Below are 21,021 nucleotides of genomic sequence, written 5' to 3' on the forward strand. Positions count from 1 at the left end.
GGCCCGGCCGAACGTGCCGACCTGCGTACGCGGCTGACCGCCCTCCGGCTCGCCGAACTCCGCGAAGGCGTCTGGCTCCGGCCCGCCAATCTCACCCGTGCCCTCCCAGATGATCTGAACCAGGTCGTCCAGCGCTACACGGTCCGCCCCGACCGCCCCTCCGGCGAACTGGCCGAAGCCCTGTGGCCGCTGGACGCCTGGTCCGCCACCTCCCGGGCCCTGCTCGCCCACATCGCGGGCTCGCCCCGCCCGGCCGACCGCCTGACGGCCTTCGCCGCCGTCGTACGGCATCTGCTCGCCGACCCCGTGCTGCCGCCCGGACTCCTGCCCGCCGGCTGGCCGGGCACCGAACTCCGCGCCGCCTACACCGCCTACCAGCGAGAGCTGATCGGGGAGGTACGCGCGCGCGTGCGCGGCACATGACGCGGACGGCCGTGCGCAGCGCCCGCCGGGACGCTCCGCACGGCCGCCTTCACCGTGGGGGGACTGTCTGCCCGGACTACCTGTAGGTGATGTCCGAGGTGGAGTAGAGGCAGTTCTTGCTGTCGGGGCCGGATCCGACGGCGGTGTTGTTGTTGTACTTCTGGCAGGGGACGACCTTGCGGCCGGAGTCGTTGCGGATCGTGATGTTCCGCAGCCTGGCCACGTCGTTGCGGTTGACGTTGATGCCTACGAGCCGGGCGGTGGAGCCGGTGCCGGTCACGTCGACGGTGTTGAGGTTGACCTTGCGGGTGTACTGCGTGGAGCAGTCACCGCAGGAGCGGTACAGCGTCTTGAACTCCTGCACCGCGAAGTTGGAGATGGTCAGGGTGCCGCCGCCGTTGTGCTGGAAGACTTTGTCCGCCGCCTTTTTCGCACCGCCGCCGATCACCTGGTAGGTGGCGCCGTTGCCGCCGCGGAAGGTGGCGGCGTCCTCGCCGACGTCCTCCCACCAGACGTTCTGCAGCGTGCAACTGCCCTCGCAGTGGATGCCGTCGGCCGCGGGGGCGCCGAGGATGACGTTCTTCAGTACCGCGCCGTTGGCGAGTTTGAAGATCGGGTCCTGACCCTCCTCCTGGCCGTCACCGGCCAGGGCGCCGGTGCCGTAGTACCGCTTCATCCCGTAGTCCTTGGTGCCGGACACGGAGATGGTGGAGGAGGTGCCCTGACTGCCGTTGGGAGTCGGCCAGGTGGCGGCGCTCGCGGTGGGGGTGTTGACAGTCATGATCATGCCAACCGAGAGGCCGAGTGCGGCCAGCGTGCCGGTCATCGCGCGCCTGCGGGCGCGTGGACGTGTCGCAGAAGTCATGTCCCGATTCCTTCTGTGTGGGGGTGGACGGGGGTCAGGGCCTTCCGGTGATCGTGTGTCCGGGGGGCTTCAGAAGCCATGAGGTACACGTACGTGAATGGCGTTCGCAATTCTGTCCACCATGCGCACCGCACATGCTCCCTTCGCGCCAATGGGTCACACTGTTGAACGGAACGTAGGGGGCAAGCGCTTTCTAGTCAACGCCTCGCGCAGAACGGATCCAGTCGGTGCTGGTCACGGCGACGGCCGTGTGGGAGCGCTTCCATGGGGGCCATGTCCATGCCACCATGCCGGGACGGACGCCTCCCACGACGGAAGGAACCCGGACGTGTTTGCCACCCCCCACCCCACGGCGAGGAGACCCCTGCGGTCGATGCTCCTCGCGCTCGTCGGCGCACTGCTGCCGTTGCTCGCGGCCACCGCGTTCACCGCACCCGCGGCCGCCGCCGGCGAGCCCGACCGCGCGTCGGTCCGCGCAGGGGCCGTACCCGCCGCGGCCCTCACCGAGGTCACGAACTTCGGTACGAACCCCAGCAATCTGCGGATGTACCTGTACGTACCGGAGAGCGTGACCCCGAAGCCGGCGGTCGTGGTGGCCGTGCACTGGTGCACCGGATCGGGCCCGGACATGTACAACGGCACCGAGTACGACACGCTCGCCGACCGGTACGGATTCATCGTGCTGTACCCGTCCGTCACCCGCAGCAGCAAGTGCTTCGACGTCTCCTCACCCCAGGCCCTGCGCCGCGGCGGCGGCAGCGACCCCGTCGGCGTCAAGTCGATGATCGACTGGGTCACCCGCACCTACGACGCCGACACGGGCCGGGTGTTCGCCACGGGCATCTCCTCCGGCGCGATGATGACGAACGTCCTGCTCGGGGACTACCCGGACGTGTTCGCGGCGGGTGCCGCCTTCTCGGGCGTCCCGTTCGGCTGCTTCGCCACCACCGACGGCTCCGAGTGGAACAGCGCCTGCTCGGGCGGCACGATCACCCGCACCGCGAAGGAGTGGGGCGATCTGGCCCGGGGCGCGTATCCCGGCTACACCGGCCCCCGCCCCCGCATGCAGATCTGGCACGGCACCGAGGACGACGTCCTGCGCTACCCCAACTTCGGGGAGCAGATCAAGCAGTGGACGAACGTACAGGGCGTGAGCCAGACGTCCACCAGCACCGACACGCCCCAGTCCGGCTGGACCCGCACCCGCTACGGCGGCACGGGTGACCGGGCTCCCGTGGAGGCCATCAGCCTCCAGGGCGTCGGCCACAACCTGTACGCCCAGGGCATGGCGTCCCGCGTGCTCACCTTCTTCGGCCTGGACAGTTCCGGCCCGGCTCCCCAACCCCAGCCCGGCGCTTGCCGGGTGACGGCTTCGGTGAACGCCTGGAACACCGGTCTGACCGCCTCCGTGACCCTCACCAACACCGGCACGACGACCGTCAACGGCTGGAAACTCGGCTTCACGCTGCCCGCCGGGCAGACGGTCACGGGCGGCTGGGGCGCCACGTACGCGCCGTCGTCCGGGTCGGTCACCGCCACCAACGTCTCGTACAACGGCACCATCGCCCCGGGCGCCGGCGTGAGCTTCGGTTACCAGGCCTCTCACACCGGCAACAGTGCCGCTCCGGCAGCGTTCACTCTCAACGGAACGGCGTGCGCGACCGGTTGACATACCTCTTCGGGTGCCGGACCGGATGACCGGGGGGCCGGGTCCGACCGGGGTCGGACCGGGTTCGGACCGGTGTCGGATCCGGCCGAGTCAGGCCGACCGAGTCGGACCGGCCGGATCAGACCGACCGGTGGTACTGGTCCGGCACCCGCACCTCACCGCCGAGTTCCCGCGCCGCGTGCCGTGCCCACGACGGGTTGCGCAGGAGCTCGCGGCCCAGCAGGACCGCGTCCGCCTCGCCGTTGGCCAGGATCCTCTCGGCCTGTTCCACGTCGGTGATGAGCCCGACGGCGGCGACCGGCAGGGCGGCGATCGGTTCCGGGCTCGCGGACCGCGAGCCCGGATCTGCCACCATCCGGCCCGGGCGCCCGTCCGGAACCACGTGAACGAACCGCAGAGATGATGCACTGCGCAGGTTTCACCCACCCCACTCGGCGTGATCCTCCCGCAGGGAGCAGCTGTGCCGCGCCCAACCCCGCGGTGTTCGACTGCCCCGGCGACAACGGCGTTTACTACGGCACCGCCCCGTTGCGGGCTGAGTTCTGCATTGCGGGTGACCAGAGTGACGTGAGCTCCCGGCTCAAGGACAAGGCGGCCATCGAGAGCTGCGTCATCGATGAGAACGGAGTTGCCGCCCTTCACGCCGAGGCCTCGCGTCAGCCCGCTTAGGGCGTCTCAGCGTCCGGCGTCCTCGGCACGACCATGGCCACCGCTCTGGCCTTTCCCGGCGTCAGGGGCCCGCACGGGCCCTGACGGGCCTGCCGGCCGATCTCACGCGGCGGCTCAACGTGCCTTGGCCGGCTCCTTCGCGCGATCGGTCTGTCGAAGGAGAAGCTGGTAGACCACGGGCGGCAGCGCTGTGGAGTTGCCGAGTCGGGGCGTGCGGGTACGGCCGGTCAGGCCCGATCTGCGGCGCGCAGGGCCCGCGCCAGCCACTCCAGTTCCGCGGTCGCGTCGGGCGCCGAAGCCTGCCCGCGCACGCGGGCGACAAGCCTGCGGTAGCGCTCCGCCCCTGCCTCGATCCCGGCCTCCAGGCTGCGCAGCACGGCGGCACGATCGTCGTCGCCGAACAGCTCGGCCAGCATTTCGGTCGCCTTCGGTCCCTCGGGGGTGACCCCGCGCTCTCTGACCTCCGCCACGGTCTGCACGACCTGCCTGGCCCACCAGATGGACGCCCCGGGGAGACGACCCTGCCCCGGTACGGGCGTGTTGAGCTCCATCCATGTGCGCAACCGGGCGCGGACACCGGGGTCCTGCACCAGTTCGGCCAGTTCGATCCAGGCGTCGACCTGGTCAGGTGTGGGATCGTCGGGCAATTCGATGCTGACGGTGCGTAAGCGGTCGCGCAGGCGCGGCCCGACGTCGAGACCGCCGAACACTTCCTCCTTGAACTCGTCGATGATCTGCTTGCGTTCGGCGGCGGAAAGCCGCGCCAACCGGTTCATCAGTGTTGTCTCCTCAGCGGTGGAACCTCGTGTCGCCACGGTGGACAGGACGGCCCGGCTCACCTGGAGCGAGCGGATCTGCGCGTCGAGCGCGGCCACGTGCGCGGTGGCGACCTCGGCGACCGTGGTCCGGCCGCTCAGCACCCGGCACACCTCTTCGAGCCCGATGCCCAGCTCCCGCAGGGTGCGGACCAGCTCGACGCGGGCCACGGAGTCGGCGTCGTACAGCCGGTAGCCGCTCGCGGAGCGGGCCACGGGCGGCACCGCTCCCTCGTCCGACCAGAAGCGCAGGGTACGCACCGGAAGTCCGGTGCGGTGCGCGAGCTGGCCGATGGTGAGCACCTCGGGGCGTTCGTCGTCCATGGGCGAGATCCTGAACCCTCCAGCCGCTGGAAGCTCAAGCGCCTCAGTGCGATTCCCGTGAGTTTTCCAGAGCTGTGCTGAGTTCCCTCACACCACCGGCACCCACACCATGCGGCCTCCTCGCCTTCGTTCAGGCCGCAGATTGATCAGGTCGGACAGCGAGTAGTGGTCAAGACCTTGGCCGCCCCTCCGGGCCACTGATGCGTGCCTTCAGCGAACCTCGGCCCGAGCGGCTTTCAGGAGCGACTGCCAGTCGGGGAGTTTCACCACGCCTCTGCCCAGTGACGCGCCCAGTGCCGCCTCCGCCCGTTCGATCGACTGCCAGCCCGTCCATTCCACCGGATCGGTACCTTCCGTATGCAGGGCCGGCAGGGGGTCGTCGGGGACCGTCTTCGCGGCGAGGGCGGGGGCGTCCTCCAGCAGGGACGTCGCCGTCTCCTTCGCGCAGGGGCGGTTCGTGCCGATGACGCCGGTGGGGCCACGCTTGATCCAGCCCGCCACGTACTCGCCGGGGGTGACGACGCCCTCGCGCAGGACGCGACCGGACAGGTTCGGCACGGTTGCGGTGGCCGGGTCGAACGGAAGGCCCTCCAGGGGGACTCCGCGGTAGCCCACCGAGCGCAGGACCAGCTGTCCCTCGATGACCTCGTGCCGGCCCGTACCCGTCACGCCGCCGTGGCCGTCGGGAGCCGTGCGTTCGAACCGCGCAGCGCCCACGTGGCCCTGCTCGGCCAGCAGTTCGGCCGGGCGGAGGAAGAACCGGAGGTGGATGCGGCGTGGCGCGCCCGCCGGGGGTGTCTGCGCCCAGCCGCGCAGCACCTCCACGTTGCGGCGCTGGGGCGCGGGCAGTGCGGAAGGGTCCGTGTACGCCGGGTCCAGGGCCAGCTCCGCCGGATCCACCACGACGTCGGTCTCCGGCAGGGTGCCCAGTTCGCGCAGCTCCTTGGTGGTGAACCGGGCCTGGGACGGGCCGCGCCGGCCCACCATGTGGATCTCGGTCACCCGGCTGTCCGCGAGGGTGGTCAGGGCCGCCTGCGGCATGTCGGTAGGGGTGAGCTCGGCAAGTCCCCGGGCCAGCATCCGCGTGACGTCCACGGCGACGTTGCCCACGCCGACGACCACGGCCGACCGGGCGTCCCGCAGGAACCCGGCGTCCACGGCGTCCGGGTGGGCGCTGTACCAGGACACGAACTGCGTCGCCGACCAGCTCCCCGGCAGGTCCTCCCCGGGGATGCCCAGACGCCGGTCGGTCGCGGCGCCCACGCAGTACACCACCGCGTGGTAGAGCTCCCGCAGCCGCGCGACGCTCACGCCACCGGGGCCGATCTGTACGCCGCCGAGGAATCGCACCCGGTCGTGCTCGAGGACCGCGCGCAGGTTGTTCTGCAGCGACTTGATCTTCTCGTGGTCGGGTGCGACGCCGTAGCGGACGAGGCCGTACGGGCACGGCAGCCGGTCCAGGACGTCGACGCGCACGTCGGAGTCCAGCTGGACGAGGCTCTGGGCGGTGTAGCACCCGCTCGGCCCGGAGCCTACGACGGCGACTCGCAGCACGGCGGAACTCCTTACCCGGGGGATCCGACGGATCTCAGGAGAGCTCTGACACCTCCAGCATCGCACCGGCAGGGCTCCGCTGACAGGGTGCTGTGCTCCAGCCGCGGCGCGTGTCCGATCTATAGGGAATGTGATCATGCGGTTACGTTCAGCGTGTGCTGAAAGCATCCTTTCTGAATCTTTCTGATCGCTCTCCGGTGGACGGTGCTGTGTCCGTGCACCCCGCGTGGGAAGTGCGGGAGAACGAGGGCACCACGCGGTGGTTCGAGTTCCGGCTGGTGTTCGAGGACGGTGCCCGGATCGACGCGCTGGCCGTCGTGGGCGGCGGATGCGTCTGCGTCGAGGAGGTGCGCGCTCAGCCCGCGCTGTCCCTCGACGACCTGGCCGTGCTCGCCGACTGGATCGAGGATGCGGTGGCGGAGGCATGTGGGCCCGGATCCGGGCCCGACGGCTGCGGGGGCCAGGGGCGCCGTGCCAGGCCGGCCTGGCCCCGCGGGGCGGAGGGGCGTCGGCTGGTGGCGCGGGAGTACCGCGCGGCCCAGCGGGACGGCGCCGATCCGATCCTCGCCGTGATGGGCGCGACCGGGCACAGCCGTCGCGCGTCCCTCCGGCTGATCGGCCAGGCCCGCGACGCGGGCCTGCTGTCGCCGCGCCGCGCCCGGCGCTGAACGCGGACCCGGTCTCCTCGGGAGCCGGCGGCACTCGCCGATCAATGCCGATTCCGCACCTCATACGCGACGAGTGCACGCTCGGCACCTGCGACGGCAGGGCGATCTCACCCCGGAGAATCCGGGCGGCACACAGCCGAGGGACCCGCGGGGTACTCGGCTCGGCCACGACTCGGTCTCGGCCTGGTGAACCGTGATGCGGTGAACGGCGTCACGTACGAGCGTGTGACCATGCGCTGCGAGCGGAGTACGCGTTTACCGCGCCGGCCGGAGATCGATACCCGTGCTGGGGAACCCTCGAACTTGCGAGGCGACGGGTTCACAGGTGGCTGCATCAGCCTGATCGTGCTGCTCATCGAGATCCCGGTCGCTCTTCTGCTGGGGTTGACCTCGGTCATCCGTGGACGGGGTCGAACGGACGAGCAAACGGTGGCACCCCCGATGGACTGGGTTCCGATCCTCTGGTTCGGCGGGTTCACATTGGGCGTGCTCGTGATCGCCGTGATCTTCCTGTGCTCGGCACATCCCTACGCGGGTGCGGTCCAACTGGTCTTGGCCGCCCTTGCACTGCTCTTCACGATCGCTGCATGGCACGACCAGCACGAGCGTGCCCACCCGCCTCCGTTGCCGACGAAGGCGGGGATGCCGCACGCTCCTTCGGACCACATGGCCGACCGGTAGGCACGCTCACAGCATGTTCCGCATCCGCGTGATCTCGCTCGTCTGCTGTGCGGTCACCTCGTCGGCCATCTCCTCGACGCGGATGTTGTTGCCCTGCCCCTTCACGTCCGTGGCCATGGTGATCGCGCCCTGGTGATGGGTCGTCATCAGGGTCAGGAAGAGGTGGTCGAACGCCTGCCCGTCGGCCGCGCGGAGCTTCTTCAGCTGGGCCTCCGTCGCCATGCCCGGCATCGTGGCGTGCTCGTGCCGTTCGGGTTTCAAGGGCTTGCCGTACGACTTCAGCCAGCCCTTCATCGCCTCGATCTCGGGCTTCTGGCCGGCCGCGATGCGCTCGGCGATTCGCTTCACGTCCTTCGACTCGGCGCGTTTCGGGACGAGTTCGGTCATCACCAGGGCTTGGGCGTGGTGCTCGATCATCATGCGGACGTAGGAGACGTCGGCCGAGTTGGGGGAGTCGTTCTCCGAGCGCCGGTCGGCGGCCTCCTCGGCGGACAGGGTGCGGTTCGCCTCGCCGGGCTCACCCGGCGCGATCACGGCGGGCCCGTCCGCGGCGGCCGGCTTCCGGTCCGGACCGGAGTCGCAGCCTCCGGTCGCGAGCACGGCCAGGGCGACCAGCCCCGTCGTGACGGCGGACACCCGGGACGTACGGCGGAACAGCACAACGACCTCCTGTGGCAAACGGGTTGGAAAGCACCTCGAGTTGCGGACGACGTACTGGCACGCTTCCGCGGGTCATTGATCGGAAAACTTCATTGCGATTCTGTTGCCCCCTGTTGGTATGTGCATGGCGAAGACGATACTGCGTGGTGCGTGAACCGTTCCGCAGCGAACGGAACCAGGGAGGAAAACAGTGATCCTGTTGAACGACCGCAGAACACGCCGCAGACGCCTGGGAGTTGTGGCTGCCGCCGGTGGACTGCTCGCCGCGCTCCTCACCGCCTCTCCGGCTGGGGCCACCCCCGACCCGGGGGACGCGCCGCCCGCGCCGAAGAAGGTCTCCAAGAGCGCCCAGGCCGAGGTCCGAGAGGCCATCGAGAGCGGCGAGATACCCGGCCAGGACGAAATCGTCCACTCCGACAACATCAAGCACCTGGCCCACGTCCCCAAGGACGTGCTTCAGGGCACGAACTCGGACCTCGCCTTCCAGGGCAGGTACGCGTTCGCGGGCAACTACGACGGCTTCCGCATCTTCGACATCAGCAACCCCAAGGCGCCGAAGACCGTCGCCCAAGTGCTGTGCCCCGGCTCGCAGAACGACATCTCCGTCTCCGGCGACCTGCTGTTCCTGTCCACCGACTCCTCGCGTAGCGACAGCAGTTGCTCCAGCACCACCCAGCCGGCGACCGAGAAGTCCTCGTGGGAGGGCATGAAGGTCTTCGACATCAGCGACAAGCGCAACCCGAGGTACGTCGCCGCCGTCGAGACCGCCTGCGGCTCCCACACCCACACGCTGGTGCCCGAGCGCCGCAACGTCTACGTGTACGTCTCCTCGTACTCGCCGAACGCCGCCTACCCCGACTGCCAGCCGCCGCACGACGGCATCTCCGTCATCAAGGTGCCCCGCAAGGCGCCCGAGAAGGCGAAGGTCGTGGGCTTCCCCGTGCTGTTCCCGGGTGAGGGTCCGGACGGCGGCGGCAACCCGGGCGGACCCACCAACCCGGGCGTCTCCAAGACCACCGGCTGCCACGACATCACCGTGCTGCCCTCGAAGGACCTGGCAGCGGGCGCCTGCATGGGCGACGGCATCCTGTTCTCCATCAAGGACCCGGAACGCCCGAAGGTCATCGACCGCGTGCAGGACAACGTGAACTTCGCGTTCTGGCACTCGGCGACCTTCAACCAGAAGGCGAACAAGGTCGTCTACACCGACGAGCTGGGCGGCGGTGGCGCGGCCACCTGCAACGCGGAGATCGGCCCGGACCGTGGTGCCGACGGCATCTACGACATCGTCGGCAAGGGCGACAAGCGCAAGCTCGTCTTCCGCAGCTACTTCAAGATCCCCCGTCACCAGGCGGACACCGAGAACTGCGTCGCCCACAACGGCTCGCTCATCCCGGTCAAGGGCAAGGACATCATGGTCCAGGCCTGGTACCAGGGCGGCGTCTCCGTCTGGGACTTCACCGACTCGGCCGAACCGAAGGAGATCGCCTACTTCGACCGCGGCCCGCTGACCACCGATGTGATCAAGTCGGGCGGCTCGTGGTCGGCGTACTACTACAACGGTTACATCTACTCGAACGAGTACGCCCGGGGCTTCGACGTCCTGAAGATCGACGACCGGCGCACGGACCCGGCCCGCCGGGTCCACCAGCGTGAGCTCAACGTGCAGACACAGCCGGACTACTTCGACTGATCCCGCGGGTCGCACTCCGGTGCGGCCCCGGTCGCGAAGAACCGCGACAGATCCTCGTCGCCCCTCCCGCCGGAGGCTGCGGTCTCCGGCGGGAGGCCCAGCTCCCGGTCGAGCCGGTAGCGCTTGAACAGCTCGGCCCGCAGCACCGGCACCGGCATCGGCACCCCCGGCACCAGGGCCGCGTACACGGCGCCCATCAGCAGGGCACGCATCATCGGGTAGTCGCTGTCGACGTCCGGCGAACCGTGCCGGGCCATGGTGTCCCGCAACAGCTCGGCCAGCCGCCGCTGCTCCGGACACTGCATGAAGCCCTCGGCCTGCAGGATCCCCGCCATGTGCTGGCGCATCAGCACGGGCCGGTCCCTGGCCAGGCCCAGGATCGCGTCGATGGCCCGGGCCATCCGCTCCCGGCCGTCCTCGGTGCGCGGCTCGCGCTCCAGCGCCTCCTCCAGCGTGCGGTGCATCAGCCGGTGCACCGCGGACTGCACCAACTGCCGCTTGCCGGGGAAGTAGTACGACACCAGGCCGCGGGCCGAACCCGCCCGGTCGGCGATGTCGCCGAGCGTGGTCGCGTCGTAGCCGCGCTCGCTCACCAGCTCGACCGCCGCCTGCAGGAGCCGCTCACGGGAACGCCGCCGCAACTCTTCGTTCACCGAGGCGCTACGCGGAGACATGCTGCAACTCCCGTGTTGACTGGCTGCCAGCCAACTATACTCAGAGGGGTCCGGCCACGACCTGTCAGGTCCCGGCCGGTGATGCCGTCTGCCTCGGGCGACGCGGGGGATCGTCCGAGGCAGACGAGCAGTCGGCCCCAGTAGTGGCCTTGGGCTACCTTCCGGCGGCGGGGGGCACCCCGGCACCCTCCCCGCGGGCGGCGGGCGGCTCAGCTCACCAGATCGAGGACCGGCCGCAGCCCGTCCGGCCGGTCGGCGGCCGGCAGGTGGTCCACGAAGTGCACCCCGCATCCGAGAGCGGCGGCGCCGCCGTCCGCCCGGCGGTCGTCGCCGACCATCAAGGTCGTGCGCGGATCGGCGCCGAGCGCCTCGCAGGCGGTGGCGAACAGCCGTGGGTCGGGCTTCTGGACGCCGTGCTCGAACGACAGGACGTACGTGTCGATGTACGGGTCCAGGCCGTGCGCGCGGAAGACCGGCCGCAGGTCCCAGCCGATGTTGCTGACCACCCCGACCGGAACGCCCCGCTCCCGCAACGTGCGCAGCACCTCGACGGCGTCCGGGTACGGGGACCACGCGGCCGGGGCCATGTGGCGGTCGTACAACGCGTCGTACAGTGCCGGGTCGGGCAGCGGGACCTGCCGGGACAGGCCGGTGTAGGCGGCCCGGTGCAGGGCGGCGCTCCGGTCGCGGACCAGCCAGGCGTCCGCCAGTTCCTCCGGGACCCGTGCGGGATCACCGCCGCCGGGCAGCGCCCCGACCGCCTCCAGCGCCAGTACCGCGGCGGTCAACTCGGCCTCCGCGAGCCGGACATCGGCCCCGGCGAGGGCACCCCGCAGCCAGGAGTCGGTGGACTCGACGCGGAAGAGGGTTCCGGAGAAGTCGAAGAGCACGGCGGTCATGCGGTGATCCTACGAGGCCGCGTCGTGCGGCACGGGAAGATCCCGGGTCGAGGGCTGCCAGCGCCGGTGCACCCAGACGGCGAGGGCCACCACCGTCGTGCCCAGCAGCCAGCCGCCCACCACGTCCGACGGCCAGTGCACACCGAGCCAGATCCTCGTCAGCCCGACCCCGACCACGGAGGCGACGGCCACCGCCACGGCGGTACGCCACACGGCCCGGCCGACGCCGTGCCGGTGCAGCAGCCACAGCAACAGGCCGCAGACCACCGTGGCGGTCATGGCGTGGCCCGACGGGAACGCCGAGTAGTGGGCGGAGTCGACGGGGTCGGGCCAGACCGGGCGGGGACGGTCCACCGCGGCCTTGATGCCCTGCTGCAACAGGCTGCCCAGTGCCACGGCCAGCGCCAGCCACACCGCCGTCCAGCGGGCCGCCCAGCGCACCACCAGCCACACGACGACGGCCGCGCACAGCAGACGCATCGTCCAGGGATCCCACACCCAGTCCGTGAGGATGCGGCACGTCTGGGTGAGGACCGGTTCGTCGACCGCCCAGCGGTGGGTGGTGCCGGAGATGTCCCCGTCCACGCCGATCAACGGGCTCCATCTGGCCGCGACCAGGGCCAGCAGCAGCGCCGAGCAGAGGGCCAGGGCGCCGGCGAGACCGGCGGTGGTGCGGTGTTCCGGACGGGGCGGGGACTCGACGGGCGAGGTGTGCATACAGCGATCCTCGCCGAACCGGGGGTTCCGGATCCAGTTCGGGGACGATCTTCCGTCACCGGGGCGACGTACTTCGGTCATGCCGTGTCCTCCGCGGGGTGTCAGGGGCCCTCCGCTACCCCAGTGCCCGCAATCCCGGCACGAACGCCAGCAGCACCGGCACCACGGGGACCAGCGCGGCCGCCGCCGTCAGCCGCAGGCGCCGGGCCGCGGTCAGCCGGTCCGGGGGAGTGAGCAACCGGTTCACCCGGGCCGGGACATGGGCCTGCGGGGTCGGGCAGGGCCCGAAAACGCCGCGGTGCTCGTTCAGTTCGACCAGCGCCAGAGCCGTGGTCAGCCGGCCGAAACGGCGCGATGCCGTGTCGTCGGCGGCGAGTTCGACCAGCCGGTGCATCTCGTCGCGGAACGCGGCGAACACCGGCACCTGCGGAAAGCCGCCGGCCAGCGCCATGGAGCAGTTCAGCAGCCAGTCGTGCCGGGCCCGGGCGTGACCCTGCTCGTGGGCGAGCACCGCGTCCAGCTGCCGGCCCTTCAGCCGGTGCAACGCGGCCGTGGTGACGACCAGTTGCGGGGGAGTGCCGGGCTGCCACCAGGCGTCGGGCTGCTCGCTCTCCAGGACGACCAGCCGGCCCGAGACGGCCACCTCGCCCGGCAGCAGCGGAGCCCGCACCAGCAGATCGGCGCGCCGACGGCGGCGCCGGGCACGGGCCCGGCCGATCTCGCGCAGCAGCATCGCCGCGCTCCACAGACCGCCACCGGCCAGCGCGACCGCCGTGGTCGCCGCCCAGGGGCCCGCGGTACCGAGGGCGTAGGCCTCGACGACGGCGCGCGGGGCCGTGGCGAAGAGGTGCCCGCCGACCGCGTGCCAGGCCGCGGCCGCGCTGAGCGTCATCGACAGCGCGCAGCACACGAGGACGGCCGCCACCACGCACTGCCACACCCACAGCGCCACCACCGGCTCACGGTCCGGCCAGTCCGCCCGGGCGAGCAGCCGGGGGGCGGCCACGGCGGTCAGTGCGCCGAGCAGCAACAGCGCGGCGGTGAGCATCATGGGGGCAGCCTATGAGCGCCGCCCCGCTCAGGGGTACGGCTTGTGACGTCAAAGTGACGCAGACAACGGATCCGTTGGGCGCCGGGGCCTCACGGAGGTGAATGCCGGGCCGGCGGATCTTCCGGGGGCCCGTCGGCGGATCTCACGGGCGCGCAGGGTCGGCGGATCGCGGTGCCAGGCCGGGAGCTGCCGGGGTGCCGGGTCGGGGGAGTGCCGGGGGGTGTCGGGTCGGGGGAGTGCCGGGGGTGCCGGGCCGGTCCCGCTCACAGCGTCAGCAGCATCGCCACCATCGCGATCGCCATGGACAGCCGGCAGGCCCGCGCCACTTCCGGCCGGTCGCCCCACCCGGCGGGACCGGCGCCCCCGGCCACGGCGGCGACCGGCACCAGACGGACACCGGTCAGCAGCGCGTACCCGGCGAAGTAGAGCAGCAGCGCCCCGGTCAGCAGCGGAACCCCCGATCCGCCCTGACCATGCGCGTGCGCGGGGGAGCCGGCCATGACGACGGACATGTAGACCATCGCGGCGGCCCCCACCAGGTGATGGAGATGGTGCGCGCCGGCCCGCGCCGCCCACAGCGCGTGGACGCCCGCCGCCCCGAACACCGCGGCGTAGACGGGCCACGCCCACCCGGGTGGCGTGAACACCGCAGCCGGCACGGCCATCGCGGCCATCCCGAAACCCATCAGCGCCTCGCCGCCCGCGGCGCTGCGCTGCCCCTCGGTGCCGCTGCGCATCCGCGCCAGGCAGTAGGCGCCGGTCACCGCGCAGAGCGCCACCAGCAGCCAGCCGGACGAAGCCGGTCCGTGCACGCGCACCTCCCCGTTCGACGGTCGGTCATTCGATGCCCGGGCCATGCGGCGCGCACGCAAGCGCAAGGGTGTACACGGGGAGCATTCGACGGAGCACGCCAGGTGAGGAGAATGATTTACGGGTAAAATATATGTTAACCTTGTGGCCATGAGCAGTGCGTCACCCACCCCCGTCACCCCGCCCGCCCGGCGTCTCCCCCTGGCCGGGGTGCTGCGCCTCGGCAGGCCCTCGGACATCTGGTTCAAGCCCGCGCTGAGCGTGGTCGCGGCGATCGCCCCGCCCGCCCTCACCCTGCTCGTGCTCGGCCGGCTCGACCTGGTGATGTACGCGATGGCCGGCTCCCTGTGCGCGCTGTACGCCCACAACCGCCCGTACGCCGCCCGGGCCGGGGTCCTGGGGTGGGTGGTGCTGGGCATGCTCGGCGGGCTCGCCGTGGCCCTGGTCGCGGCCTCGCTGACCGGCAGTGCGGTCGTCCTGGTCACCGTGGGCGCGCTGCTGGCCGCCGCGCAGAAGGTGCTGTGCGATGCCACCCGGGTCGGTCCGCCGGGCAACGTCGTCCTCACCTTCGTCAGCTCCGCCTCGCTGTTCGCGCCGCAGACCCTCGGCCAGGTGCCCGGCCATCTGGCCCTGGCCGCCGGCACGGGAACCTGGGCCTGGCTGGTCTGCATGGCGCCCGCGCTCCTCCGGCCGCACGGGCCGGAGCGCCGCGCCACAGCCGCCGCCCTGAAGGCCGCCGCCGGGTACGCCGGCACCGGCGGCACGGGTGAGGGCCACGCCCGGTACCGCGCCGCGGGCTACGCCGCCGTGCAGGCCGCCTGGCAGTCTCTGCTGTCCACCAACGCCCCCTCCCGGACCCGGCGAGCTCTCGAACGGCTCGTCGTCCGCGCCGAGGTCGCCCTCGCGGCGCCTGCGGAGGCGGACGCGGGCCGGCTGCGCGCGTGGGCGGGCTCGCTGCGCGGCACCGGGCCCGTCCCGGAGGCGGGACTGCCGGACGCGGGCGCCGACGAACTGCTCGGCGTGGCCGCGGCCCGGCCCCTCTGGACACGGCTGGGTCCGCTGACCCCGCTTGCGGTGCGTACCGCGCTCGGCTGCGCACTCGCCGGCTACGCCTCCCTCGCCCTCGGGATCGGCCGCCCCTACTGGGCACTGGTCACCGCCGCCTCGCTCTACCAGGCCAACATCGCACTGACCTGGGGCCGGGCCGTCCAGCGGGTCGTGGGCAACGTCGTCGGCGTGCTCGTCTTCCTGGCCGTCGTGCCGCTCGCACACCTGGGTCCGGTGGCGCTCGTGCTGTGCTGCCTGGCGTTCAGCTTCGGCGCGGAGGTGCTGATCAGCCGGAACTACTGGCTCGGCAGCGTCTGTGTGACGCCCATGGCCCTGCTCATCACGGAGTTCGCCGGATACCAGGAGCCCAGGACGCTGATGACCGAGCGGGTCGTGGACACCGTCGTCGGTGCGCTGGTGGGGTTCGCCGCCGCCGTGGCCGTCACCAACCGGCGTGCGAGTGACCGTGTCGAACATGCGCTGACCGCGGCCGACCGGGCCCGGGAGCACGCCGCCCGCCTCCTGGCCGAGCCGGACCCCGGCACCACGGCCCTGGGATCGGCCCGCCGCGGCCTCGCGGTCGCCCTGGCCGACCTGCGTGCCACCGCCGACGCCGCCGCCGGTGAATGGTGGCAGGGGGCCCTGCCCCAGGAGCGGGTCGTGCTCGCCGAACAGTCCGGACACCGTACGCTCGCCGCGACGGCCCGACGCCAGGGCCTGCTCCCGGACCGGGACCCGGCCACAGAAACGGAGGACGCACGGCCATGACGCCGACCGAAGGACCATCGCCCGAACGAAGCGACACGGGGCACGGCCCGCGGCCGACGGCGGAGGGGCGGGCGGCCGACGAGGCCGGGACGACGGGAGCGGCGACCGAGGGGAGCGACCCGGGTGGCGGCACTTCCGCCGAGGCCGACCCGGGCGGCGGCCGTCGGGACGACACCGTCGCTGCCGTGGTGCGGCAGTGGCAGGCCGTGCGTCCCGGGCTCGACACCGGGCCGATGGAGATCATCGGGCGGATCAACCGCTGTGCCGCCCTGCTGCAGCAGGCCGAGGACGCTCCTCTGCGCCGGGCTGGGCTCAGCCGGCCCGAGTTCGATCTGCTGGGGGCCCTGCGCCGTACCGGGCACGAGCTGACGCCCGGGGAGCTGGCCAGGGAGACCTTCTCCTCGGGGGCCGCCGTCACCAAACGCCTGAAGCAGCTGACCGAGCGCGGGCTGGTCGAACGGCGCGGGGACACCCGTGACCGGCGGGTCGTCCACCTCCGCCTCACCGACGCCGGACGCGATCTCGTCGACGGCATCCTGCCCGTCCAGCTCGCCTACGAGACCGCCGTGCTGTCCGGTCTCGACGGCCCCGGGCAGGGCGAACTCGCCTCTCTGCTCGGGGAGTTGCTCAGCCAGCTGGAAGGGCGGCTCGGCGTGCTGCGGGCCTGATGCGGCCACCGGCCGATGCGCGTCGGCGCCCCGGTCACAGCACCTCGTGCACCGTACGGCGATGCGTGGAGCGGCGGTCGTCGACGGCCTCCCAGCGGTCGCCGTAGACGGCCTGGGTGATGACCGGCTCACGGACGAATTCGTGCGGGAAACCGAGCGGCACCGCGCTCACCTCGTCGAGCCGGGTGAGGGCGTCCGCGTCGAGGCGGACGTCGACGCTGCCCAGATTGTCGGCGAGCTGGCTCTCCCTGGTCGCCGCGATGATCGGCACCACGTTGCCCGGCCGGGCCAGCAGCCAGGCCAGCGCCACCTGCGCCGGACTCCAGCCACCCTGCTCGGCGACCTCCAGCACGGCGCTGATCACCGCCTCCTCGCGCGGGTCGGTGCCCCCGCCGGCGGTGTCGAGACGCCCCGCCTCGCCCCTGCGGTACTTGCCGGTCAGCTTCCCGGCCGCGAGCGGCGCCCACGCCAGCACGGCCAGGTCGAACGCCCGGGCCTGGGGCAGCAGTTCGCGCTCCGGAGTCCGTTCCAGCAGGCTGTAGCGCAGCTGCGAACCGGCGAACGCGGTCCAGCCCCGCAGCTCCGCCAGGGTGTTGGCCTGGGCGATCTCCCAGGCCGGCCAGTCCGAGACACCGACGTACAGCACCTTGCCCGTGCGGACCAGGTCGTCCAGAGCCCGCATGACCTCCTCGACCGGTGTGAAGTTGTCCCGGGCGTGCACCCACAGCACGTCCAGCCGGTCGGTCCGCAGCCGCCGCAGGCTCGCCTCCACCGACTGGACCAGGTTCTTGCGGTGGTTGCCCGCGGCGTTGACGTCACCGTCGCGGATCCCGCAGGTGTACTTGCTGGCCAGCACGAACCTGTCGCGTCGGCCTTCGAGCAGCTCGCCGAGGATCCGTTCCGAGCTGCCGTCGGTGTAGTTGTTGGCGGTGTCGATGAAGTTGCCGCCCGCCTCCGCGTAGGCGTCGACGATCCGGGCGCTGGCCTCCTCACCGGCGCCCCAGCCCCAGTCGTCGCCGATGGTCATCGCGCCGAGACTCAGCTCGCTCACGCGCAGACCGGTCTTTCCGAACAGTGTGTAACGCACGGTTGTCCCTCCGGGCAGGTCGTACGCGGGACGCTAGGAGCTGGAGCGCACTTCAGCGCAAGTCCCGGCCGGCCTCGCCGTCACACACCGCTGTCTCAGTCCTCGTAGTCCGCCCGGTACACGCCGAACATCGCCCCTTGCGGGTCCCGCAGCACCGCGATGCGCGGGCCGTCGGGCACGGAGGTGGGCACCATCAGAACCGTGCCGTGCCGCTGCACGACGGCGGTCGTGTCGTCCACGTCGGCCACGGCGAAGTACGGCAGCCAGTGCGCCGGCACCTCGGGCGGGAACTTGTCGTCCATCGTCACCATGCCGCCGAAGTCGGCGCCGCCGACGCCCCACTGGGTGTAGCGGTCCGACGGGGCGACCGTCCAGCCGAACACCCGCGTGTAGAAGGACACGGCCCCCTCCGGATCCCGTGTCATGAGCTCCACCCAGCCCAGCGAACCGGGCGCGTTGAACAGCCCGGCGCCCGGGAAGGTCCCCGCCTGCCACAGCTGGAAGACGGCACCGCCGGGATCGGCGGCCACCGCGAAACGGCCCACGTCGAACACGTCCGTCGGGCCGAACAGCACCGACCCGCCCGCCTCGGTCACCGCACGGACGGTGGCGTCCGCGTCGGTCACCGCGAACGACACGTTCCACGCGACCGGCTGCGACGGCTGGTACAGCGGGGCGAGCGCCGCCACGGCCGCGTCCCCGAGGTGCGCGACCGTGTAGCCGCCGGCCTCCTGACGGGCGTCCGTCTCGGGCCGCCAGCCGAACAGCCGCGTGTAGAACCGCAGGGCCGCGTCCAGATCGCTGGTCCCCAGCTCGGTCCAGCAGGGACCGCCGGTCACCGGTGCGTCGAGCTTCATGGTGTTCCTTCCGCGAGCGGCGGGGACAGGCCCCCGGGCCCCCTCCAGCACGCTAAGCCGCCTCCCGGACTCCCTGCCATCCGGGGAAACCCAGTGGTGTGCCGCCGTGGCCCGGGCGTACCCTCACCCCGTACCGCACCGCGTGGCGGCCGCCGGCTCCTTCACCCTGCCCGGAGGTACCCATGCCCGCGCCCCAGGTGCGCCCCTTCCGCCGGACCGACCGCGACCAGCTGACCGATCTGGTCAATCTGCACGTGGCGGCCGTCGTCCCCGGCGTCTCCGTCTCCGTGAACACCGTCCTCGGTGACCTGGAGCGGCAGCCCGGCGAGTTCATCACCGACCCGTGGGTGGCCGAGCGGACGACGCTCGTCGCCGAGCAGCGCGAGCACGTCGTCGCCGCGGCGCACCTGCTGCGCTACCGCGCCGACGCCGGTGTCGGCGAGCACTACCGGGACGCCGCCGAGATCAACTGGTTCGTCCACCACCCGGCGACGTCCCTCCGGCCGGACGCCGACCGTGCCGCGGACCTGCTGATGCGGGCGTGCCTCGCACGCTTCGCCCACTGGGACGTCCGCGTCCGGTACGCCGACGGATCCCTCCCCGCCCCGCTCGTCTACGGCCTGCCCCGCAACTGGCCGCACGTCAGGGCCCTCTACGAGCGCGCGGGGTTCCGGCACACCGGCGACACCGAGGTCGTCCTGATCGCCCCGGTGGACGGCCTGCCGGCCCACCGGCCCCGACCGGGTGTCAGCGTCGAGCGCACGCTGGGGGAGTGCGGCACCCGCCTCACGGCCCGTGCCGACGAGCAGGCCCTCGGCTTCATCGAGATCGATACGGCCCTGGCCCGCCCGGAACGCCACGCCCGCGCCGCGGGCCTCGCCGACATCGGCAACCTGCACATCGACCCCGCGCAGTACGGCACCGGCCTGGAGCACTGGCTGCTCGCCCGGGCCGCCGACTGGCTACGGCTGTGCGGCGTGGACCGGCTCGTCGCCTACGAATCGGCCGGCGACAGCGCGATGCTCGCCCTCCTGACCGACGCGGGCTTTCGCGAACTCACCCGCACCGACCGGGGCTGGGAGCACCACCCCGGCCGAACTCAGATGCCCGGTCGATAGCGCATCGGATGGTCCGCCGGAACCTCCACCAGCACGATCGGCGTCCCGTCCGGATCCGCGATCCACATCTCGATCAGCCCCCAGGGTTCCTTCACCGGCGGCCGCACGATGTCCACGCCCTTCGCGCGCAGTTCCTCCTGGGCCGCGGCCGCGTCGTCGACCTGCAGCCACAGACGTACGGCGGGTGCCGGGGGCGTCTCGGACCGGCCCGAGACCTCGAGGAAGCCGCCGCCCATGAAGAAGACCGTGCCGCGCTCGGCCCCCGTGCCGAACTCGCGGTAGACGGCGAGGCCCAGCTGCTCGCCGTAGAAGGCACGGGACCGCTCGGGGTCGGTGGGGTGGAGCAGGATCCGGCTGCTCAGTACATGCACCATGCAGCGGAGCTTAGGGCCTGGTGGCGTTACGCTCATCCCTGCCCGAGCCGCGCCAGGAAGACGGAGACGTACGCCCATGGAGACCGCCGCCACCGCACTGACCTTCCGCGACGCCACCGACGCCGACGTGGACGAGCTGGTCGCGCTGATCGAGTCGGCGTACCGGGGCGACGACAGCCGGGCCGGGTGGACCACCGAGGCGGACATCCTCGAAGGGCAGCGGACCGACCCGGAGGGTGTGCTGGCGGTCATCAAGTCGCCCGACAGCCGGCTTGTGACGGTGGAGCGGGACGGCGGGATCGTCGCGTGCTGCCAGCTGGAGCACCGGGGCGAGATCGCCTACTTCGGGATGTTCGCCGTCAGCCCCCGGATCCAGGGCGCGGGCCTCGGCAAGCTGATCATCGCCGAGGCGGAGCGACAGGCGCGCGAGACCTGGGGCGTCAAGGAGATGCAGATGACCGTGATCTCCGTGCGCGACGATCTCATCGCCTGGTACGAGCGGCGCGGCTACCGCCGTACGGGACGGATGACCCCGTTCCCGTACGGCGACGAGCGCTTCGGCATTCCGCAGCGCGACGACCTGGAGTTCGAGCTGCTGGTCAAGGAGCTCGCCTAGCCACCAAGCCTTCTGCAACACCCTTCAGGCCGTGAAACGGCCCGTGCGCTTGATGTCCGGGTGGTCGGTGGTCGCGCCGTCCAGGCCGAACGCCCGGACCAGCCGCAGCTGGTCCTGGGTGTTCACCACCCAGCCGATGATCCTCAGGTCGGCCTTGCGGGCCCGCTCCACGATCTCCAGGGTCAGCCGGCGGATGTTCAGGCAGACGGTCTCGGCGCCGGCCGCGACGGCGCGGTCCACGATGTCCGTGCCGTAGCGGCTGGCGATCAGCGCGGTGCGCACGCCCGGCACCAGGGGCTTGATCTCGGCGATCG

General features: G+C 71.8%; 22 protein-coding genes and 1 pseudogene. 9 read left to right on the forward strand and 14 right to left on the reverse strand.

Annotated elements, in window-relative coordinates; all coding sequences use genetic code 11:
* On the forward strand, positions 1-423 hold a 423-nt coding region (locus ABT116_RS25995), incomplete at its 5' end, for a PaaX family transcriptional regulator C-terminal domain-containing protein (protein ID WP_351638326.1).
* Positions 424-499: 76 nt separating this feature from the next.
* On the opposite strand, the gene ABT116_RS26000 is transcribed toward ABT116_RS25995, so the two are convergent.
* Positions 500-1,288 (reverse strand): pectate lyase, encoded by a 789-nt coding sequence (locus ABT116_RS26000; RefSeq protein WP_351638331.1) that lies wholly within the window; start codon positions 1,286-1,288, stop codon positions 500-502.
* Between the two features lie 373 nt (positions 1,289-1,661).
* Between ABT116_RS26000 and ABT116_RS26005 the strand changes: the two genes are divergently transcribed.
* The gene (locus ABT116_RS26005) at positions 1,662-2,957 is read left to right on the forward strand and encodes an extracellular catalytic domain type 1 short-chain-length polyhydroxyalkanoate depolymerase (RefSeq protein ID WP_351638388.1); all 1,296 of its coding nucleotides are present in this window, start codon (positions 1,662-1,664) and stop codon (positions 2,955-2,957) included.
* A 118-nt stretch (positions 2,958-3,075) separates the two neighbouring features.
* Here the strand turns inward: ABT116_RS26005 and ABT116_RS26010 are convergent.
* From ABT116_RS26010 to ABT116_RS26020, 3 genes and pseudogenes are all read right to left on the reverse strand, one after another.
* Positions 3,076-3,264: pseudogene (locus ABT116_RS26010) on the reverse strand (oxidoreductase); the annotation flags it as partial.
* Positions 3,265-3,853: 589 nt separating this feature from the next.
* Positions 3,854-4,765 (reverse strand): helix-turn-helix domain-containing protein, encoded by a 912-nt coding sequence (locus ABT116_RS26015; RefSeq protein WP_351638334.1) that lies wholly within the window; start codon positions 4,763-4,765, stop codon positions 3,854-3,856.
* 210 nt (positions 4,766-4,975) lie between these two features.
* A complete protein-coding gene (locus tag ABT116_RS26020; RefSeq protein WP_351638337.1) occupies positions 4,976-6,319 on the reverse strand; it encodes an FAD-dependent oxidoreductase in 1,344 nt (447 codons plus the stop codon).
* A 209-nt stretch (positions 6,320-6,528) separates the two neighbouring features.
* Between ABT116_RS26020 and ABT116_RS26025 the strand changes: the two genes are divergently transcribed.
* Positions 6,529-6,987 (forward strand): DUF6214 family protein, encoded by a 459-nt coding sequence (locus ABT116_RS26025; RefSeq protein WP_351638341.1) that lies wholly within the window; start codon positions 6,529-6,531, stop codon positions 6,985-6,987.
* Positions 6,988-7,188: 201 nt separating this feature from the next.
* Positions 7,189-7,668, forward strand: a complete 480-nt coding sequence (locus tag ABT116_RS26030) for a DUF6234 family protein (protein ID WP_351638344.1) — start codon at positions 7,189-7,191, stop codon at positions 7,666-7,668.
* 6 nt (positions 7,669-7,674) lie between these two features.
* Here ABT116_RS26030 and ABT116_RS26035 read toward each other — a convergent pair whose 3' ends face one another.
* On the reverse strand, positions 7,675-8,328 hold the full coding sequence (locus ABT116_RS26035) for a DUF305 domain-containing protein (protein ID WP_351638347.1): 654 nt from the start codon (positions 8,326-8,328) through the stop codon (positions 7,675-7,677).
* A gap of 190 nt (positions 8,329-8,518) precedes the next feature.
* Between ABT116_RS26035 and ABT116_RS26040 the strand changes: the two genes are divergently transcribed.
* A complete protein-coding gene (locus ABT116_RS26040; RefSeq protein ID WP_351638350.1) occupies positions 8,519-10,021 on the forward strand; it encodes an LVIVD repeat-containing protein in 1,503 nt (500 codons plus the stop codon).
* On the opposite strand, the gene ABT116_RS26045 is transcribed toward ABT116_RS26040, so the two are convergent.
* The 5 genes from ABT116_RS26045 to ABT116_RS26065 form a co-directional block, all read right to left on the reverse strand.
* Positions 10,009-10,695 carry a TetR/AcrR family transcriptional regulator gene (locus tag ABT116_RS26045; protein WP_351638353.1) on the reverse strand — a complete coding sequence of 229 codons (687 nt, stop codon included), beginning with the start codon at positions 10,693-10,695 and terminating at the stop codon, positions 10,009-10,011. The two genes, ABT116_RS26040 and ABT116_RS26045, sit on opposite strands and share 13 nt — an antisense overlap.
* Positions 10,696-10,904: 209 nt before the next feature.
* The gene (locus tag ABT116_RS26050) at positions 10,905-11,594 is read right to left on the reverse strand and encodes an HAD family hydrolase (RefSeq protein ID WP_351638356.1); all 690 of its coding nucleotides are present in this window, start codon (positions 11,592-11,594) and stop codon (positions 10,905-10,907) included.
* Between the two features lie 9 nt (positions 11,595-11,603).
* Positions 11,604-12,311: a phosphatase PAP2 family protein gene (locus tag ABT116_RS26055; RefSeq protein WP_351638359.1), complete on the reverse strand. Its 708-nt coding sequence runs from the start codon at positions 12,309-12,311 to the stop codon at positions 11,604-11,606.
* 115 nt (positions 12,312-12,426) lie between these two features.
* Positions 12,427-13,362, reverse strand: a complete 936-nt coding sequence (locus tag ABT116_RS26060; protein WP_351638362.1) for a M56 family metallopeptidase — start codon at positions 13,360-13,362, stop codon at positions 12,427-12,429.
* Positions 13,363-13,625: 263 nt separating this feature from the next.
* Positions 13,626-14,174, reverse strand: a complete 549-nt coding sequence (locus ABT116_RS26065; RefSeq protein ID WP_351638365.1) for a DUF5134 domain-containing protein — start codon at positions 14,172-14,174, stop codon at positions 13,626-13,628.
* A gap of 148 nt (positions 14,175-14,322) precedes the next feature.
* Here ABT116_RS26065 and ABT116_RS26070 point away from each other — a divergent pair, with 148 nt between their 5' ends.
* Positions 14,323-15,987: an FUSC family protein gene (locus ABT116_RS26070; protein ID WP_351638367.1), complete on the forward strand. Its 1,665-nt coding sequence runs from the start codon at positions 14,323-14,325 to the stop codon at positions 15,985-15,987.
* Positions 15,984-16,655: a MarR family winged helix-turn-helix transcriptional regulator gene (locus ABT116_RS26075; protein WP_351638370.1), complete on the forward strand. Its 672-nt coding sequence runs from the start codon at positions 15,984-15,986 to the stop codon at positions 16,653-16,655. Before ABT116_RS26070 ends, ABT116_RS26075 begins: the two co-directional genes overlap by 4 nt.
* Positions 16,656-16,689: 34 nt before the next feature.
* On the opposite strand, the gene ABT116_RS26080 is transcribed toward ABT116_RS26075, so the two are convergent.
* Both ABT116_RS26080 and ABT116_RS26085 read right to left on the reverse strand, forming a co-directional pair.
* Entirely contained in the window at positions 16,690-17,742 is a 1,053-nt protein-coding gene (locus ABT116_RS26080; RefSeq protein ID WP_351638373.1) for an aldo/keto reductase, read from the reverse strand.
* 95 nt (positions 17,743-17,837) lie between these two features.
* Entirely contained in the window at positions 17,838-18,599 is a 762-nt protein-coding gene (locus tag ABT116_RS26085; RefSeq protein WP_351638375.1) for a VOC family protein, read from the reverse strand.
* Between the two features lie 182 nt (positions 18,600-18,781).
* On the opposite strand from ABT116_RS26085, the gene ABT116_RS26090 reads away from it, so the two are divergent.
* Complete coding sequence (locus ABT116_RS26090; RefSeq protein WP_351638378.1) at positions 18,782-19,717, forward strand: GNAT family N-acetyltransferase; 936 nt, start codon at positions 18,782-18,784, stop codon at positions 19,715-19,717.
* Here the strand turns inward: ABT116_RS26090 and ABT116_RS26095 are convergent.
* Positions 19,699-20,091, reverse strand: a complete 393-nt coding sequence (locus tag ABT116_RS26095) for a VOC family protein (RefSeq protein WP_351638381.1) — start codon at positions 20,089-20,091, stop codon at positions 19,699-19,701. The two genes, ABT116_RS26090 and ABT116_RS26095, sit on opposite strands and share 19 nt — an antisense overlap.
* A gap of 76 nt (positions 20,092-20,167) precedes the next feature.
* Between ABT116_RS26095 and ABT116_RS26100 the strand changes: the two genes are divergently transcribed.
* On the forward strand, positions 20,168-20,707 hold the full coding sequence (locus tag ABT116_RS26100; RefSeq protein ID WP_351638383.1) for a GNAT family N-acetyltransferase: 540 nt from the start codon (positions 20,168-20,170) through the stop codon (positions 20,705-20,707).
* A 24-nt stretch (positions 20,708-20,731) separates the two neighbouring features.
* Here the strand turns inward: ABT116_RS26100 and ABT116_RS26105 are convergent.
* Positions 20,732-21,021, reverse strand: a 290-nt coding sequence (locus tag ABT116_RS26105; protein WP_351638385.1) for a glycerophosphodiester phosphodiesterase, incomplete at its 5' end; no start/stop codon positions are given.

It is taken from the genome of Streptomyces sp. NPDC002130, from assembly GCF_040296465.1.
Lineage (GTDB): Bacteria > Actinomycetota > Actinomycetes > Streptomycetales > Streptomycetaceae > Streptomyces.